We start from the raw sequence: 18,307 nt of genomic DNA, 5'->3' as shown, positions 1-18,307 counted from the left end.
GTTTTATGTACGAAACATAAAACCACCCCGTCAAGGGGTGGTTTTGACTGATTTTATTGAACTATCCAGAGTTTACACGAAATTTCGCACATTTTAATATTCTCTCATTTTTTAAATTTCTTAGATGACTTTCCTGATTAAAATACTGCTTTCAAAGTTACTCCTGCTCTATACTCATTTTCACTGTCAGCTCCTGTTATGTATTCACCTGTTAAAAAGATACCGTATCTGTCCTCTACCTCTGCACCTATTATTGCTTTAGTGCTTAGTACTCCTTTTTCTTCTTCCGGTTTTGACAGCTTATGGTAATCTGTTTCCACATTTACAAGTTTTGCATATTCTCTCTTATTCAGAGCTCCAAGTTCATATCCGTATGTTACATCTACTGCACCTTTTAGTTTCCACTGTTTCTTTTCTCCCAGCGGAAGCTCTCCTTTTAGCTCCACTCCTGCTTTTGGCATAATACTCCATGCATCATTTCCTTTTACTTCCAGAGCCTCAAGTCCGTTCTCGCTGAATGTCGGTCTTGTTATATATGTTGCATCCAGTCCGCCATATGGAGTGAAACTCATATTTTTACCCAGTGATAATTCTTTTCCGAACTTATTATTACTTGTAATGCTGTATGTTTCATATGTTCCGTTCATTTCTGACTTTCCGGCATTTACCCAGTCGATGTTTCTGTCTGTATTATGGAAGCTTACTCTTCCTAATAAATCATTTTTTAATACCCAGTCATTTGATCTGTACTTATTGTGTAATCCAAGCTGTAATGTATCAGCATCTTCCTCGCTGCTGTTTCCGTCATTCATTTCATAATTTGTATGTAGGTATCCTGCTGAATAACCAAATGTGTGTTTATATGTTCTTTCGACTTCTCTCAAAGCAAGTATTCCTGTAGATTCATAATTATAACCTGTTACTCCGTCTGTATTCTCTGTCAGTTTTCCTTTTCCTGCTATTACATTTATTTTTACATTTTCTTTTGTGTTATTCTTCGAATCCTGAAGTAAATTCAGAGATGTACCTAAAGTATCCATTGCTGTCTTTTCTCTTTGATTCATATTGGCATACATATTTCCGCCAAGACTGCTCATTATATGGTCGAATTCTTTCGCAGTACTTATATTATCTATTTTATCATAAATTTTTAGTGCGTTACCCTCAGCATCTAAATATTTCTGATCAAGCGTTCCGCCAAACTCATTATACCATCTGCTGTTTGCAAGATCTTTATAACTTTGTTTCTGCATCCATATAGTCACGCCTCCCGTATCACTTATTACCGGTATTGCATCCCAAGTATACGAATCGCTTAGTACTGATATTTTATTTGTATTTGGTCCGCCGTATGGTGTCAAAGGATTAAATACATTTTCGAGTTTATATGCTGCAGCATTTGTTCCCTGAGAAAAAGTACTCATTATTTTTACCGGTCCGTCCACATTAAATGACTGCGCATTAAATTGTACGGCGTTTGATATCAGAAATTTACCGTTTATATCACTTAGCTCATAATCACTTGCAGTTATTTCAGATATTTCAGGTTTTCTTACAGTGTCAGGATTTACTTTTACTATTACATTAACACCGTTTGTTTCAAATTTTTCATCCACATTTATTATTCCTGCATTTATGATACTTGGAATCTGGTATTTTGTACTTTCCCCGTAAAGCACACTTTCCCCGTTTGATCCGTTCAAGTTTATAGTACCTTCATTTTCAAGGGTAGAATTAGCTCCGATCTGTATTCCTGTTCCATTATCGCCATTTATTGTTATTACGCCGTTATTATATACATGTGAATTATTTGTTACATACATTCCTATCCCTGATTTTCCGTTCATAGTTATTTGACCGTCATTAATAATAGTAGCGTTGTTTCTTCCGGCCATTCCTATTGAGTCATCCCCGGACAATATGATTCTTCCCATATTTCTAAATGTACCGTTTTCTGCGAATATTCCTATGGCTCCATAAGAAGATGATTCTATATCTCCGGTATTTTGTGCTTCTGTTGTATTATAGTCTGAATAAATTCCTACAGAATTAGCTCCCAGTTTTATGTTTCCTGTATTTTTTATTTCGGAAGCCTTTCCGTAAACTCCTATTGCATATGTACTTTGTGTTATATCATTAGGATTTATTATTGAATCTCCCAAAATGATATTTCCGTTATTTTTTATTATTGAATTTTCCCCGTAAATTCCTATAACACCTGTATTACCAGCAGAATCAAGCAGTCCGCTGTTATTTATTTCGCCGTTTTTAGAGTAGAAAAATACTGCATCTGATCCGTTTGCACTTATTTTGCCGTTATTATGTACAGTTCCTTTATCTCCGTAAAAACCAATTCCATTTTCAACAACATTTAAATCTGCCAGATTATTTACAACTGTTCCGGTATCCTGTGCATATATCAGAGCACTGTTTTGCCCTGCTTGTATATTGCTGCTGTTATTTACCACAGTTGCCCCGCGTACGGCATAAATTGCCGCAGCACCTTCTGAGCCGACTTTTATTAAAGTATTAGTACCTGTTATAAGATTTCCGCCATTCATATATACACCTGCCGAACGGTCTCCCAGTATTATGCTTCCGTTTGTTGTTACTGAGGAAGCTGTTCCGTAAATTCCTATTACGTTATTTCCGCCGCTTATCGAATTATTATTATTTATTGCTGATCCGGCAGTGCCATAAATTCCTATCTGAGAATCGCTGTTTATATCAGTGCTGTTTCTTAACACTATAGTTCCGTTATTATCTACTGTTGTTGTTCCGAGAATTGTTCCGCCTGCATTCACTGCTGAGGCATATATACCTGTTCCAAGTACGGAATTTACATTTATAGTTCCGTTATTTGTTACTGTTGTGTTTCCGGCCGTTGTAAGCTGTGAAAATATTCCGGTACCTGTGTTATTTACATTTACTGTACTTGCATTGTCTGCACTTGAGTTTTCCAGTACAAGGCCATTTGCAGATGAGCCGTTTACATTTATTTTTGTATTGTTTATATATGCTGTACCAAGATTTTTTATGTATATTCCTTTTCCGCTGTCCTCAGCATTTACTGTTATGTCTCCGTTTACAGTCCCGGTATTTCCTATGATAAGTATTCCGGCAGAATTATTTTTTACATTTAAAACAGCTGTATTTAACACGTTTAATGTACTGTTTTCAAGGCTGATATATGGATTTATCCAGTCAGCTGTCTGGTTAGCAAGGTTATAATTTACTACAGTATTATTTTTTCCGTATAAAAGACTTCCGGTTGAAACATCAAAATTTCCGCTGTTTAGGTTTATTATACTGTTATCACCTACAAAAGCTGTTCCATCCTGTCCCGTTTTTATATCCCCGCTGTTTGCTACGATACTGTTTTTGGCATATATTCCCGCAGAAGAGCTGTTTACCGTTTTATTACCGGTTTCTATACTTCCCGTATTTGTTATATAGGAATTTTCGGCATATATTCCAAAACTTCCGTCTCCCAGTGTTATTGTTCCAGAGTTGTTTATTTTTGTATTTACTGCATTATTATTGTAAATACTGTATATTCCTGTATTTTCTGCAGCAGCTGAGCTAATTGTGCCGTTATTTTCGATCAGAGATATTCCTTTTCCGTAAAGAGCCTGTGAGCTTGAACTATTCATTATTATTTGTCCTGAATTTCTAAGCTCAGTAAGATCTGTAGCAGAATCTTCCTCTCCGTAAAGTCCCACTCCTTCATTTCCAAGAACAATTATTCCATTCGCTTCATTCATTCCTCTTGCATTCTTCAGATACATTGCTGTACCTTTTGAAGAATTAGTAAGATATATTTTTCCAAAGTTGTTTGTCTCATATGTATTAGCACCAACTACTTTGTAACCTTCGGCTATAAGGGCTATTATGTTATCGGAAAAAGGATTTGTAACTAATGTAGAGCCTGAAAGATTGTTAATTTCGCCGTTGACAACATATCCTGCTGACCCGTTTCCAAGCGTTATTCCCGGTGCATTTATGTTTATTATACCGTTTGCCAGTCTGCTTCTTATTATAAAGGCACCTGTAGGCGAGCTTATTGTACCTGTTCCGTTATCATTAATCACAGATCCGTTTTCTCCCCAGATTCCTATTCCAAAACCGTTAAAAATTATACTGCTTCCGCTGTCAAATGTGAATTCTCCATTTCCTTCCACATAGACACCAACTCCGTTTTCACCATCAAGAGTTATTTTTCCGCCTGAAGCCAGTGTTACATCTGAACCGCTTTTTACAAAAATTCCTGTTCCGGCACTTGTCCCGTCCCCTACAGTTATTTCTCCATTATATGTAAGAGTACTTCCTGTGTTACCTCCGGCATAAAGTCCGACTCCGTTCATTCCGGCAGTTAGTTTGTTTGTTATTGGACTGCTTATGTTCTGGTCTGCTGTGTATAGTGCCACTCCATAGTACTTATTGCTGCCGTTTGCTACTGTACTGCCTGCACTTATGTCTCTGGTATAACTGTAATTATCTGTCCCAAGAACGGCAAGTCCTATTTGACCGTCACCACCTGTTATATTCATGTTAATTTTTGAATCACTTATTTCTGTATCTTTCCCGACTACAATTATTCCATAGCCGTCTATATGTCCATGACTGCTTCCTGCAAGCTTTGCATTATCAGTTATATAATAAGCTATATTTGTCTGATCTGTAGTTCCCAGATCTATCTGTGCTCCTGTTACAGTCACGGCTGCTTCCAGGCCTTTTGCATATACTGCTGTTCTGTGTCCTGCTGTGCTTAAAGCTGTGTCTCCCAGCTTTATAGTTCCTACTCCTGTTATATTTACATTATTTGAGTATATCCCGATGCTGTTTTTATCTTTTACATTTATCGTTCCGGCATTATTTATTGTATATGATTTACCCAATACAGTTCCTAGGTTTACGCCATAGATACCGGAACTTTCTTCATTATTTACATTTATTTCTGCATTTGCACTCTGTGTAAGAGCAACTCCGCTTAGTCCGATTCTTGTAGGGTTAATAGCATCTTCTGATAATCCATACATTCCTGCTGAGGATTTTTCATTTATATTTATAATTCCGTTATTTACAGCGTCTGTTTCCTCTACTGCATAAATACCTGCTGAATTTTTATCTGAAAGATTTATCTTTGCACCGGTATCATTCAATATGTTCCCGTATTTGCTGTATAAAGCTATAGCTCCGTCATTTGGTCTGTCTGTCATTGTGATTGTTCCGTAGTTGTTTGAAGCAGTTTTGCTTTTATTCAAAATTACAGCTGTATTATCTTTTGAAAATGACTGAAGACCGATTTTTGTATTCATTAGAAGTCCTGGAATCCCGGTGCTTCCTGTCGTACCATCGGTAACAGTATTTTTTATTATCCCGTTTTCAGCTGTAAATGGCATTATATTTTGTCCAGTAGGTACTGCACCCGGATTTATCAGAAAATCTGTCAGATAAGTATTATTTACATTTATTTCTCCGTTATTAGAAACATATGCAAATATAACTCCATCTCCCAGAGATGTAAACTGAACATTTGAAAATACATCTGTGTTTATGATACCGGAATTTGAGTATCCGAGTATTGAATTTTTTCCAAGGTCAGCATTTAATGCTTTTATGTTGAATATTCCAGTAGAACCGCCAAAATATTTATTTGCTCCTGTCATACCTATTCTGTCATGGTAATTATGTAAAAGTGCTATCCCATTTTCTCCTACTTTTATAGAAGCCATGTCTTTCGGGTAATTTGACGGATCATAATAACTGCCTTTATAAAACGAAGCTTTGGCAATTCCGTCGGAGTAAACTCCTATTGCAGTATAATTAGCGGTGCTGTTACCTGTTTCTACAGGGGCGTATATTGCTGCGCCTGTTATTGTACTTACAGGAGCCGCAGGCGTAAATATTCCTCTGTTTTGTTCAAGCCATATACCTGTTCCTCCATCTTCGGCTTTAATCAGTGCATTTTGGGCAAGATCGGTAACTTCTACTACTTTTGAATAAATATTTAGATAACATGTGATTCTACCGCAGTTTGCACTTGTATCAAAGGTATGTCCTGTTGCTAGCCAGTTTGCTGCTGTTACTGCTGTTCCTGTACCGTCATCCAAATAATGACGTTCCTTTTCGTTTTTATTTAAATTGCTTAATTGGGCACCGTTCACTCCGTAAAGGGCAACTGTCCCGTCGTGTTTTGTTTCAATAAGTCCATTGTTTACAAATTTTGCAGTTGTTCCGTCTTCATTAGTTACCAATACGCCGTGTGATCCGCTGCCATTTGCCGTAATACTTCCATAACCGTAATTAGAAGGCTGTGAAGTTCTGTCATTATTTGTTGCTGTTCCGCTTCTTACATAGAATCCTGCCGAATTATCATTATTCACTGTAATGATAGCTGAATTTTCAAGTGCAGCACCTCTGTCCACATAACCGGCAGCTGACATTTGGGAATTAACAGTTATTGCTGCAGCCTGTCCGCCCATAGGCTGAACAGACCACTGACCTGTGACAGGATTGTATACTCCGACATTATAGCTAGAATTTACCATATTTCTGACATATCCATTATCTCTGGCAGCTATTCCATAGTTATTTTCTCCGTAAATATTGATATCTCCGACATTGGTTACAGAGCCTTCTCCTTCTGCTCTAAGACCCGAACTTTCTACGGCATTATGCCATATGTTTATTACAGCGTTATTTGTGGAACCGCCACGTCTGTTTTGGTCGAATACCTGAATAGGTGTAGTCGTAGGATCGTCAAATGCTATTGCATAGTCGATAATAGCCTGACTTGTATACATTCCTGTTGCTCTCTCGACTTTATTTATATCTCCTGTTGAGATCAAATTTCCGCTTTCATCATAAATGCTGTTTCCATTTGTATTGTCCTGTATAAATGCCCCGTTTAATGGATCTGTTCCTATATTTATTATACCGTTATTAGAAACAGAATGAATTGATTTTTTTATCGCAAAACCTGTTGATTCATCACCAAGTACATTGATTGTACCTTTGTTTAGAATGCTTGATGTCTCCGCACCGTATGTACTTATTCCAAAATTATGCCCCATATCATTCCCTGCATAAGGAGAAGTCATCATACCGTAGCTTCTTGATCCGTAAATATTTATTGTTCCCAGACTCTGTGCAAAAAATCTTACATTCTTCTGATCATAATCATTATTCGTATATGTGTAACCTCCGTCATAGCTTGTTCTCGGCGGTACAGGAGAAAGCGGTTTTGCTCCGTTCAGATTATAATCCTGATCTGCATCAGGCATAAGAAGAAACCCTGCACTGTTAGGTGATTTCATTGTTATTGATCCATAGTTATTCATTCTGACCTGAATATTTTTTGAACCGGATGGTATATATCCAAAGCCTATCTGTTTTGTATAAATTCCGCTGCCTGATTTTTGTTCTCCGATGATAGTTCCGTAATTATATGCTGTCCATTCATGAGGCGTATAAAATGATGTTTTTACATTATCGGGAGAAACAGCTATTCCGGCAGTATTTGATTCTTTCAGTGATATTGCAGCATTTGGATTGGAAGATGTTCCGTTCATTCCTATACCGTGATAAACAGACATTGCACTTGCATTCTGTCTTTCTATAGAAGAATTCCCCAGAAGATAAGCAGTAAAGTTACCTTCTGCCCGAAGCCCTATATCGTAAGCCGACGAAGAACTTAGAACTTCTCCTGCAGAGACTGTTTTGTTTCCAGTGAGTGTTCTGTCTTTTGAGTTTGACTGTACATTTAATTTGAGATTAAACACTTTTACATCATTTAAAGAAACCTGAGGTGCTTCCAGACTTGTAATCAGGTTAACATCTTTTTCCTCAACGGCAACCGGAGAGATTTGAAGAGAAGGAGATGTCACGTCTATGTCAATTTCCGGTTTTTCTGCACTTATGAATTCCAGATTTCTGGCTCTAGTTTCTTTTGGTACAGTGTTGTCTACTATTACAGGTGCTAAATTTTGCACTCTGTTTATAGAAAAATTTTCTATATCTCTTACTGGTACATAAATACCCAGATTCACTGATTTTGCTTCTCCTGCCGGAGTGTAAAAATCATTGGATTTTTTTCCGCCTTTGTTTGTATCTCCATAGAACGCCGAAAAAAAGATCTGCCATTCTAAATACTCAGGTTTGACAATGTAATCACTTTGTGAGTATAAATCTTTTAGTTCCTTATTTTTTTTATTGAGTATATCCTCGATTAATTTGTAGTTTTTTTCGTTTGGCTTGTTTTCTTTTATATTTTTAGTAATGCTTTTATATAAATTGCTGCTCTCTACATTTTTTACTGGCATTGTATAAGCTGATGTTAGTGCATTTAATGCCAAAAACATTAATATCTTCTTATTCATTTTATCTCCTAAACTTTTTAGTTTTATATGCTATTAAAATTATTAGAACTATGTTCTATTTTTTTATTATATACCTTTTGTTTAAATTTTTCAACATATTTTTTTAAAGAAAAAAATCTAATAAAATCAATGATTAGATGTTTTTTTAAAAACTGCGTGGAGAAAATAAGCTGTCTATGGTCAAAAGTAAGAAAAACAGAGATAAAGTTCCATATTTAGGATTCTTCTACTAATTTAGAGGATTTAAATTTTTTTGAAATAATATAGAATATTGTTCTAAAATATGCGAATATCATTAATATTTTTCAATGAATTTTTTTGGAATAGAAAGTGCTAAAATTAGAAATTATTGAACAGAAAGAAAATAATTTTCTGTAAAATAATTGAAAATAGAAGAGGAAACAAGAAGGAAAGGCTGGAATGAACCGGGAAATTCTTTAGTCAGAACTGAATAGTTTTAGCAATAAAAGATAATATTTATTTATACAGTAATCAGAATTTTTTATGCATTATTTTAAAAATCAAATCAAAAAATAAGACAGGATTTTTCTGTCTTTATGCGATTATATAAGATAAAAATCATATTTTGTTATATAATATTATTCGTGATAAAATTCAGTTTTTAAATTTACTAATTAAAGTATCAAAATTTGAGAAAAAATCTTTTTTCATATCTGATTTTCCCATTGAAAAACACCAATTAAAAATTGTCCCTATAAAAAATGACGAGAGAGTACGGAAAATATAGTCCTGTGAGTAAATATCATTAAATCCGTCACTTTCATAGGCTTCTTCTATATATTGTTTCAAAAGGCATAAATTTTTTGATTGAGAGATAAAATCCTGTTTTTCTAATAATGTAGGAATAAAAAAAACAAAAAATTTGTAATTATATTTTGTAATATAATTTATATAAGTGTCAAAAAAAATCAAAATTTTTTCTATTGGATTTTTCCCTTTGGTTTGTTTTAATAAAGTATTATATACTTTCTGGTCAAACTTAATCTTTAGCTGTTCCAGAAGCTCCTCTTTTGAGTTCATATAACGATAAAATGTCCCGATGGAGATTCCAGATAAAAAAGCGACCTCCCGAATTGAAATATCTTTATATTCATTGCTTTCCAGTAAAGATTCTGCTGTAAAAATAATTTTATCCTTAGTTTTTTTTGTCATAGTCAGACCCTTTCTTTGAAAAATAAATCATGTCATATTTTTTAGAATTAAGTTCTATTTTTATATTTGATTATAAAATATTTTTCCGATTTTTTAAAATAAAAAAATGATTAATGAAATAAAAGTTATTGAAAATAAAGGTTTTTAATGCATAAAAATTTAAAAAAATTTGAAAGGGAAATTTTTCATTATCGGATAAAATTAAAGATAATATACTTATTGAGTAGAACTAAGGTCTAAAAAATATATGATAGAAGCTAAATGCTGGAAATAGTATGAACTGAAAAATATAATCGGTAAATTTAATATATCTAAGAAGGTTGTAAATATGTTATACCTTGAGTTTGAAGGAGAGAACAATTAAAGCTGCTAAAAAACTATTTATGATGTTAGTTTTGAATGTAGCAATTTCAGCATCAGATAATGAAGGGACTGTAAAAGCAGGAGGTATGCCGGGAAGAAAAATTAAGTTCAGATACGGGATGTTCTTTACTGGAGAATATGGAATGGGGGATGACAACAAAGAAGATTAGAAAGCAGGAGTATCTTTGAAATCAGTATTTTACAATGTGATATATAAAAGTAAAATTTTATTGACAAATATAATAAAAGATAATATAATTCAAAAAATAGAACGATGATCTAATTTATTTTGAAAAAGTTATTGAAAATAATATTTTATTTGATAAAGTAAGAACAGTGTTCATTATTATATTAGATTTATGTTCTAAAATCTATGGAGTCATGAAAATATGAAAGTAAAAAGATAATCAGGAAAAACTACCGAAAAATTCGAATAAGCCGGTAAGAATATAGCATATATGTATTTTACACTTATAGAATACAGATATAAATAATTTTGAGTGTAAAATAAAATTATAAATATGAGATATCTCAAAGACTATATTTTAAGCGGAAATAAAATTAATTGAAGAAGTAATTTTTAAAATATAGACATACTTGTAAAAAAATTAATTGACTTTAAATGGTAATTTTGTTATAAAGGAATTAGTATGATTGTATGTAGAAATATATAAAATAAATTATCATTTTTTTAAAACATAAAACTGGAGGGAAACTTATGAATATTAGGAAAAATATTTTGAAGTATATGATGCTGTCACTAGTGATAACAACTGCATTTTATGCTGCGGAACAGCCTAAGCCGGCTACATCTTTCACAAAAGAGAAAAATGAACAGGTGTTAAGAGAGTTGCCGTTTAATGATACACAGGATTACGAGGATGCCAAAAGAGGATTTATAGATACAATACCTGATAAGGTTATAAAAAATAACTTTGGATCAGATGCCTGGAATCTGAAAGATTATGATTTTCTTGATAGTAAAAAAGTGCCTGATTCTGTTAATCCAAGCTTGTGGAGAATTGCACAGCTGAATAAATATAACGGGCTTTTCAAGGTTACTGACAAGGTATATCAGATAAGAGGTTTTGATCTTTCCAATATGACCATTATAGAAGGAAATACAGGATTAATAATAATAGACCCGCTGACTGCCGCAGAAACTGCAAAAGCAGGACTGGATCTCTATTACAAAAACTTTTCAAAAAAACCTGTAAAGGCAGTTATATATACCCACAGTCACGGAGATCATTACGGAGGTATACACGGAGTAGTAGATGAGAAAGATGTAAAATCAGGTAAAGTAAAAATTTATGCTCCGGAAGGATTTCTTCAGGAGGCTTCCAGTGAAAATGTCTATGCCGGAAATGCCATGAACAGAAGAGGAACTTATCAGTATGGTCCGGGACTGGCAAGAGGAGAAAAGGGACAGATAGATGCAGGTCTTGGGAAAACAGTACCTATTGGTTCTGTTGGTCTTATTCGTCCTACAGATATCATTTCCAAAACCGGAGAGACAAAAAATATAGACGGGATTCAGGTAGAATTTATAATGGCTCCGGGAACTGAGGCACCAGCTGAAATGCTTATGTATTTTCCACAATTTAAGATGGTTAATGCAGCAGAAGATGCTACGCACACCCTGCACAATTTATACACTTTAAGAGGTGCTCAGGTAAGGGATGCGATGACTTGGTGGAAAACTTTAGATTATTTATTGGCAGACTACGGTGATAAAACAGAAGTAATAATAGCACAGCATCACTGGCCTAAATGGGGACAGGAAAATATAAAGGGATATCTGGCAAAACAAAGAGATATTTATAAATATATACATGATCAAACTTTGAGACTGGCAAATGAAGGATACACAATGAATGAAATAGCAGAAAAGATAGATTATCCAAACGGACTGGATAAGGAATGGTCAGTAAGAGGTTATTACGGAAGTCTGAGTCATGATACAAAGGCTGTATATCAGAGATATCTCGGATGGTATGACAGTAATCCTGCGAATCTGAATCCGCTTCCGCCTGAAGAGGCTTCTAAGAGATATGTGGAATTTATGGGCGGTTCCAAGGCTGTAATAAAAAAAGCTAAGGAGTACTATAATAAAGGTGAATACAGATGGGTAGCCGAAGTAATGAACAGAGTGGTTTTCGCAGAGCCGGAAAATCAGGAAGCAAAAAATCTTGCTGCTGACGCATTAGAGCAATTAGGATATCAGGCAGAAGATCCTACATGGAGAAATGAGTATTTAGTGGGAGCTTATGAATTAAGAAACGGAACACCTAAAATACCTACTAAAATTGGGGCTAATACTCCTGATGCAATAAAAGCCATGACTATGGAAATGTATATGGATTATATGGGAATCCGTCTTAATGCTGACAGGGCAGAAGGAAAGAAACTAACACTGAATCTGGAATTACCGGATATAAAAGAGAAATATGCAGTTAATCTGGAGAATTCAGTATTGGGATACAGAAAAGTAGACACATTCAAAAATGAGGCAGAAGTCACATTAACAATAAACAGAGATACTCTGGATAAGATTCAAATGGGTGAAACTACACTGGATAAAGAGATAGCAAGCGGAAATGTAAAGGTAAACGGAAATACACAAAAATTGAAGGAGTATATGGGATTATTTGATAATTTCAAACCGGACTTTAATATAGTGACTCCTTAATAAAAAAAATGAGCTAAAAGCTCATTTTTTGGTTAATAATTTTTTGTCTGCTGATAAAATTATGACTTTAGCAATTATTATACAAAGTGAAATTTAGACGATAAATAATACTTAGACAGATTTATCAGGGGAAGGTGGAAGAGTCTGTATTTCATAATTCTTGTTTAAGTCAAAAAAATCAAGAGCTTTAGCTATTAATCAAAACTTTTGACTGTAAATTTGCATTTAGAAAAATTATCAGCAAAAATGATATATTTACTTTATTTTCAAAAATTTTTTAAGATGTTTAGCTGTAAGAGAAACAGGGTGATCAATTATGTCTCCGGGATATCCCTGAAAAATAATTTTTCCGCCAAGAACGCCGCCGTAAAGTCCTAAGTCAATAATCCATTCAGCCTGAGATATAATAGATAAATTATGCTCTAAGACAATCAGCGTATTTCCATTTTTTACCAGAACGAAAAATAATTCTAGTAAATTTTGAACATCAGATTCATGCAGCCCGGTGCTGGGTTCATCTAAAATTAGCAGCTTACTGTTTTTTTCAAAGAGAGTTTTGGCTATTTTTAACCGCTGCAGTTCTCCGCCGGAAAATGTATCAAGAGACTGGCCTAACTTTAAATAGTCTAAATTGGCCATTGTTAAGCAACTTAGCATACGGCTTAATTTTTCACTATTAGTATCATCAAAAAAACTCTCGGCTTCTTTAACTGTTAAGTTCAATACATCATCAATATTTTTGTTTTTATAGTAATAGGATAAAGTCTCATTGTTAAAGCGTTTCCCGCGACAGCCTTCACAAAGCTGTTTTGTATCTCCTAAAAAAGCCAGATCTAATTTTATATATCCTTTTCCCTTGCAGACAGGGCATGCTCCTTTTCCATTATAAGAAAAATGAGATATGTTTTTTGAGGATACTTTACTGAATAAAGTTTTTATAGTGTCAAAAACACCCAGATAACTGAGGATATTTGAACGTGAAGAACTATGGACAGGACTTTGATCTAATATCATTGCATCAGAAAATTTATTTTTAAATAAATGTCGGATAAGGGAGCTTTTTCCAGATCCTGCTACACCAGTTACTACAGTAAATGCATTTTTAGGAATCTTTATAGAAATATTTTTTATATTATTTAAACTAACATTTTGCAGTTCATAAAATTCTTGGAAATTTCGCTTTTTGTTATTCAAAAGATGTGAAGTGTTCAAAGCTTTACTGGTAAGCGTATCAGAAGCAAGTAATCCCTCATACGTTCCTTGATAAGTGACACAGCCCCCGTTTACTCCGGCTCCTTCACCTAAATTAATAATATGATCTGCAATTTTTATGATATCCGGATCATGATCTACTAGTATAATTGTGTTTCCTTTTTGTTTTAATTTATATAATATTTTTATAATTCCTGTGAGATCTTCCGGATGAAGACCTGTACTAAGTTCATCAAAGATATAAAGAATATCAGATAAAGAGCTGTTTAGATGCTTTGCTATTTTAATTCTCTGTGATTCCCCGCCGGATAAAGTTGTTGTTGCCCGGTTAAGAGTAAGATAGCTTAGTCCGAGGCTCTGTAAGCTCTCAAGCTTTGTTTTTAAATCCATTAATATAATTTCAACTTCAGGTTCCTTTATTTTATCTAAAAATATTCTCAATTCATCAAGGGATAGACTGACACAATCAGAAATGGAATTATTCAAAATTTTAGCACTGCGTACTTTTTTATTTACTCTTGTACCTGAACACTCAGTACAAATTCTAATTTCTAAAATTCTCTCTAAATCTTTCTTATATTTAGTATTATCAGTTTCAATAAAGGCCTTGGTTATTCTGGGAATCAAGCCGACATACCGAGCTGTTTTATGCCAGTTTTTGGTCGGGCTTTTTGGGGAGCTTCCGGTGTTGTATAAAAGCATAGATAATTCATTAGAAGTGTATTCCTTGATTTTTTTATCATTATCAAAATTTCCTGACTCTGTGTATCTTGTTAACCTCCATCCTCCCGACTGAAAAGTTGGAAATTGGACAGCACCTGAATTCAAGGATTTTTCAAAATTTATCAGACTTTTTATATTAATTTCTTTTATTACTCCTAGTCCTTTACATTTTGGGCACATTCCTTCGGGAGAATTAAAAGAGTAATTCATGGAATAGCCGATAAATGGTTTGGCAATTCGTGAGAATAAAAGCCGCAGACTTGCATATATATCAGTAATGGTTCCGACAGTAGAACGAGCATTTCCGGTTATTTTATTTTGATTAATGATTATAGATACAGGTAAATTTGAAATTCTATCCACCTTAGGCTGTTCATAATGAGGCAGAAGCTGTTGTATATAGCTGGAAAAAGTTTCACTCAGCAGTCTTTGCGACTGAGAAGCAATTGTGTCAAAAACAAGAGATGATTTTCCGGAACCTGAAATACCTGTAACAACTATAATTTTTCTTTTGGGAATTTCTAAAGAAATATTTTTTAAATTATTAGTTCTTGCATTAATTATTTGAATATTATCCATTATTTTTTATCCTTTCATTTCTTAGTTTACTTGAAAGTATTTTTGCTAGTCTTGTGAATTCTTTTTGTTCTTCTTCAGAAAAAATTTCTTTTGCGAGTTTGTAAATAGATTCATGATTGTTATAAATATTTAGTAAAAATTCAGCTCCGCCTTGAGTCAGGGAAGTAATAAGCTCACGCCCGTCATGATCACTGGGCACTTGTTGTATATATCCAAGCAGTTTCAATTGTTTCAGAGCTTTTGACAGTTTTGATCTGGCAACTCCTAATTCTATACTTAATTTTGACGGCAGAATATTTTTATGCAGATTGATAAAATGTAAGATATCATATTGAAGCCAGCTGAGATTATTTGGATTAACATAAGTTCTTTCTGCTACCATCTCACATTGCAGTTCTATTAAAGCATTTTTCATTATACCTCCCTAAGTAGTTTCTTTTTAGAAATTATATCGTTTATGAAATTATAAGTCAAGAAAATATATTGTAGAGCTACAAAAAAATTGAATAAAATTATGTTGCTTCAATAGTCAAAAAAGCTTGTTTTTAAATTATAGTTTTATATCATAATATCATTTATTATTTTGTGGTTCATGTTATAATTAGAGAAAAAGATTAAGGAGACTTATATATGATTGAAGATATTATTTTACAGTTTGTTGAAGCAATAAATGAACATAATGTTGAAAAAATTATAGAATTAATGAGTGAAGATCATGAATTTATTGACACTTGGAACAGGAAGGAAACAAAAAAAGAGATGTCAAAAGGCTGGAAAGACTATTTTGAATGGTTTCCTGATTATCATATAGAAATATTGGAATATTTCAAAAGCAATGCTTCAATTGGTCTATTAGGTTTTGCCAGCGGAAGTTATAAGGGAAATAAAAATTCGTATTGGAAAATCCCAGCTTTTTGGAAAATTAGAGTAGAAAAAGAAAAAGTTAAATTATGGCAGGTTGTAGCCGATTCTAAGATACCTTTTGATAGCATGAATGAAAGAAGTTAAAGTATTAGTTCTAGTAGAAAATAGTTTTATTTTTTTATGTTTTATAATTTTTCAAATAGTGTAAATATATATTTTTGCTTTTTAATTGAAAAGATTAAAAGTAATTAGTATTTTTAAATTTTTATATGATAAATAAAAGCCACAAATGCTTAAAATACCTGAGATATACTAAAAAAGACTTTTAGTTGTTAACTATCAGTCTTTTTTGTTCTTTTTTCAATTTTTGGACTTTTTCATTACTTTAAATCTGATAATTTTAATAAAAAAGCTTAATAAAAATAAAACTCAGAACTATTTGTGAAAATCCCACACCTAAACCGTACAGAGCGAGTTTTTTTCCTTCTTTAAAAAAAGCAGAAATATCTAAACGTAAACCAATAGCAGCTAATGCAGTTATTTCTAGATAAGTCCCGAAATTGTGAGCATTAAGTATTATTTGTTTTGAAATAGGAAAATAACTATTTATTATACCGATTAACAGAAATCCGATTACATACCATGGAATAATTTTCTGCCAGACTATTTTTTTCTCATTTGTTGAATTAGAAGTTCCAAAATATGAAAAAAAGATAACTACAAAGGCTAAAAACATTATTCTTATAATTTTAAATAACATGGCAATATTAAGAATTTTAACACCTAATATACTTCCGGCACCAGCAACCTGACCAACAGATTGTATAGTTCCTCCTATAACAGCTCCTTGTTTTAATGGATTATTTTTGAAAAGAAGTACTACCAATACAGGCATTCCCAACATCAAAATCGTTCCTAATAAGTTAACCAGAGTGATGATTCTTCCTTTTTCCCCGTTGTCAGCATCAATAATGGGAGCGATTGAAGCAATAGCTGAAGAGCCGCATATTGCATTGCCAACTGCCATCATCACAGTTGATTTTTTTGAAAAGCCCAGCTTACGACCCAGCCACATAGAAACAGTTATGGTTCCAATTATGAGAGTTAATATAAAAAATATCCCGGATAAACCAAATGTAATTATGGATTGGATTGTTATAGAAAATCCTAAAAGAACAACGGAAATTTCAAGTAATGTCTTTTCACAAAATCCTGTTCCTTTACTCCATATATTTGAATGAAAAAAAATATTTCCTAATATGATCCCCGAAAGAATAGCTATAGTAGCACTGCCGATAACAGGAATAATGCGGGAAAGTAATTGTGAAATCAGCATAATCAGAACTGATAATATAATTCCGGGGATATAATTTCTAATTTTATTTAAAGATAGCATATATGATTTCCTTTCTGTATTTTTAGATACATTTATTATATATGATAAGTATATCATTCATTATATATAATAAAAAATTATAAATAATTATAAATATATAAAATAAAATTATATATAATTATGTTGAAGACAGAGATAGAACAAGTAATTGATCAAAAGGTTACGGCTCTCTTTCTTTAGCAGTAGATTATTCTGCAAGTATTAACAGCTGTGTCAGACTTAAAGCTGCCAATATTCCGGTAAGAAAACTCCGTTAGAAATAGCCTGATAATATAATTCGAAATGGGGGAATAATATTTTTATATGCAAATGATCGAAAAAATGGTATATTATTAAAAAACACATAGAAAGGTGATCAGTATGAAAAATCTATATATCATTTTACTTTTATTATTTGTACTGTCTTGTTCGAGTAATAAAGTAGAACTGAAAAAACTTGAAAATTTTAATAGTGAAAAATATTTGGGAAAATGGTATGAGATAGCCAGAATAGACAACAGATTTGAAAAAAATCTTATTAATGCAACGGCGGAATATTCATTAAATGAAGATGGAAGTATTAAAGTAGTAAATAAAGGATATGATAAAATAAAAAATAAAGAGAAGACAGCAGAAGGAAAAGCTAAAATTATCGATAACGGATTACTTAAAGTATACTTTATACCTTTTTTTGGAGGAGATTATAATGTGCTGTATGTGGATAATGATTATCAATATGCAGCAGTGGGCGGAGGAACTGAAAATTACTTATGGATTTTAAGCAGAGAACAGACCATGGAAAATGATGTATATAAAAAATTAGTGGATATTGCTCAAAAGAGAGGATACAATACTGAATTACTCCAAAAATTTTAGGAATTGAAGGCAAAAAACAACAATTAAAAATAAACAGGCTGAATTTTCTGCTATATAGAGGTCAGCCTG

9 protein-coding genes are annotated in these 18,307 nt (G+C 33.1%); 4 read left to right on the top strand and 5 right to left on the bottom strand.

The features are described 5' to 3' along the window. Nucleotides 1-137: 137 nt before the first annotated feature. On the bottom strand, nt 138-8,381 hold the full coding sequence (locus STERM_RS17365; protein ID WP_012862933.1) for an autotransporter domain-containing protein: 8,244 nt from the start codon (nt 8,379-8,381) through the stop codon (nt 138-140). 615 nt (nt 8,382-8,996) lie between these two features. After that, nucleotides 8,997-9,554: a TetR/AcrR family transcriptional regulator gene (locus STERM_RS21425; protein ID WP_012862932.1), complete on the bottom strand. Its 558-nt coding sequence runs from the start codon at nt 9,552-9,554 to the stop codon at nt 8,997-8,999. A gap of 383 nt (nt 9,555-9,937) precedes the next feature. On the opposite strand from STERM_RS21425, the gene STERM_RS22315 reads away from it, so the two are divergent. Further along, nucleotides 9,938-10,087 (top strand): hypothetical protein, encoded by a 150-nt coding sequence (locus tag STERM_RS22315; protein ID WP_169305419.1) that lies wholly within the window; start codon nt 9,938-9,940, stop codon nt 10,085-10,087. A gap of 548 nt (nt 10,088-10,635) precedes the next feature. After that, a complete protein-coding gene (locus STERM_RS17355; RefSeq protein ID WP_012862931.1) occupies nt 10,636-12,609 on the top strand; it encodes an alkyl/aryl-sulfatase in 1,974 nt (657 codons plus the stop codon). A 255-nt stretch (nt 12,610-12,864) separates the two neighbouring features. Here STERM_RS17355 and STERM_RS17350 read toward each other — a convergent pair whose 3' ends face one another. Both STERM_RS17350 and STERM_RS17345 read right to left on the bottom strand, forming a co-directional pair. Further along, the gene (locus tag STERM_RS17350; RefSeq protein WP_012862930.1) at nt 12,865-15,123 is read right to left on the bottom strand and encodes an ATP-binding cassette domain-containing protein; all 2,259 of its coding nucleotides are present in this window, start codon (nt 15,121-15,123) and stop codon (nt 12,865-12,867) included. Next, nucleotides 15,116-15,538 (bottom strand): MarR family winged helix-turn-helix transcriptional regulator, encoded by a 423-nt coding sequence (locus STERM_RS17345; RefSeq protein ID WP_012862929.1) that lies wholly within the window; start codon nt 15,536-15,538, stop codon nt 15,116-15,118. The genes STERM_RS17350 and STERM_RS17345 overlap by 8 nt, the downstream gene beginning before the upstream one ends. Nucleotides 15,539-15,753: 215 nt before the next feature. On the opposite strand from STERM_RS17345, the gene STERM_RS17340 reads away from it, so the two are divergent. Further along, nucleotides 15,754-16,131: a nuclear transport factor 2 family protein gene (locus STERM_RS17340; protein WP_012862928.1), complete on the top strand. Its 378-nt coding sequence runs from the start codon at nt 15,754-15,756 to the stop codon at nt 16,129-16,131. A 256-nt stretch (nt 16,132-16,387) separates the two neighbouring features. Here the strand turns inward: STERM_RS17340 and STERM_RS17335 are convergent, their stop codons facing one another. Next, entirely contained in the window at nt 16,388-17,383 is a 996-nt protein-coding gene (locus tag STERM_RS17335; protein WP_012862927.1) for a YeiH family protein, read from the bottom strand. Nucleotides 17,384-17,743: 360 nt separating this feature from the next. Here STERM_RS17335 and STERM_RS17330 point away from each other — a divergent pair, with 360 nt between their 5' ends. Further along, nucleotides 17,744-18,238 (top strand): lipocalin family protein, encoded by a 495-nt coding sequence (locus STERM_RS17330; RefSeq protein WP_012862926.1) that lies wholly within the window; start codon nt 17,744-17,746, stop codon nt 18,236-18,238. Nucleotides 18,239-18,307: the final 69 nt, after the last annotated feature.

The organism is Sebaldella termitidis ATCC 33386 (genome assembly GCF_000024405.1).
Lineage (GTDB): Bacteria > Fusobacteriota > Fusobacteriia > Fusobacteriales > Leptotrichiaceae > Sebaldella > Sebaldella termitidis.
The sequence above is the reverse complement of the archived record's forward strand: the minus strand, read 5'-3'. Positions and strand labels throughout refer to the sequence as shown.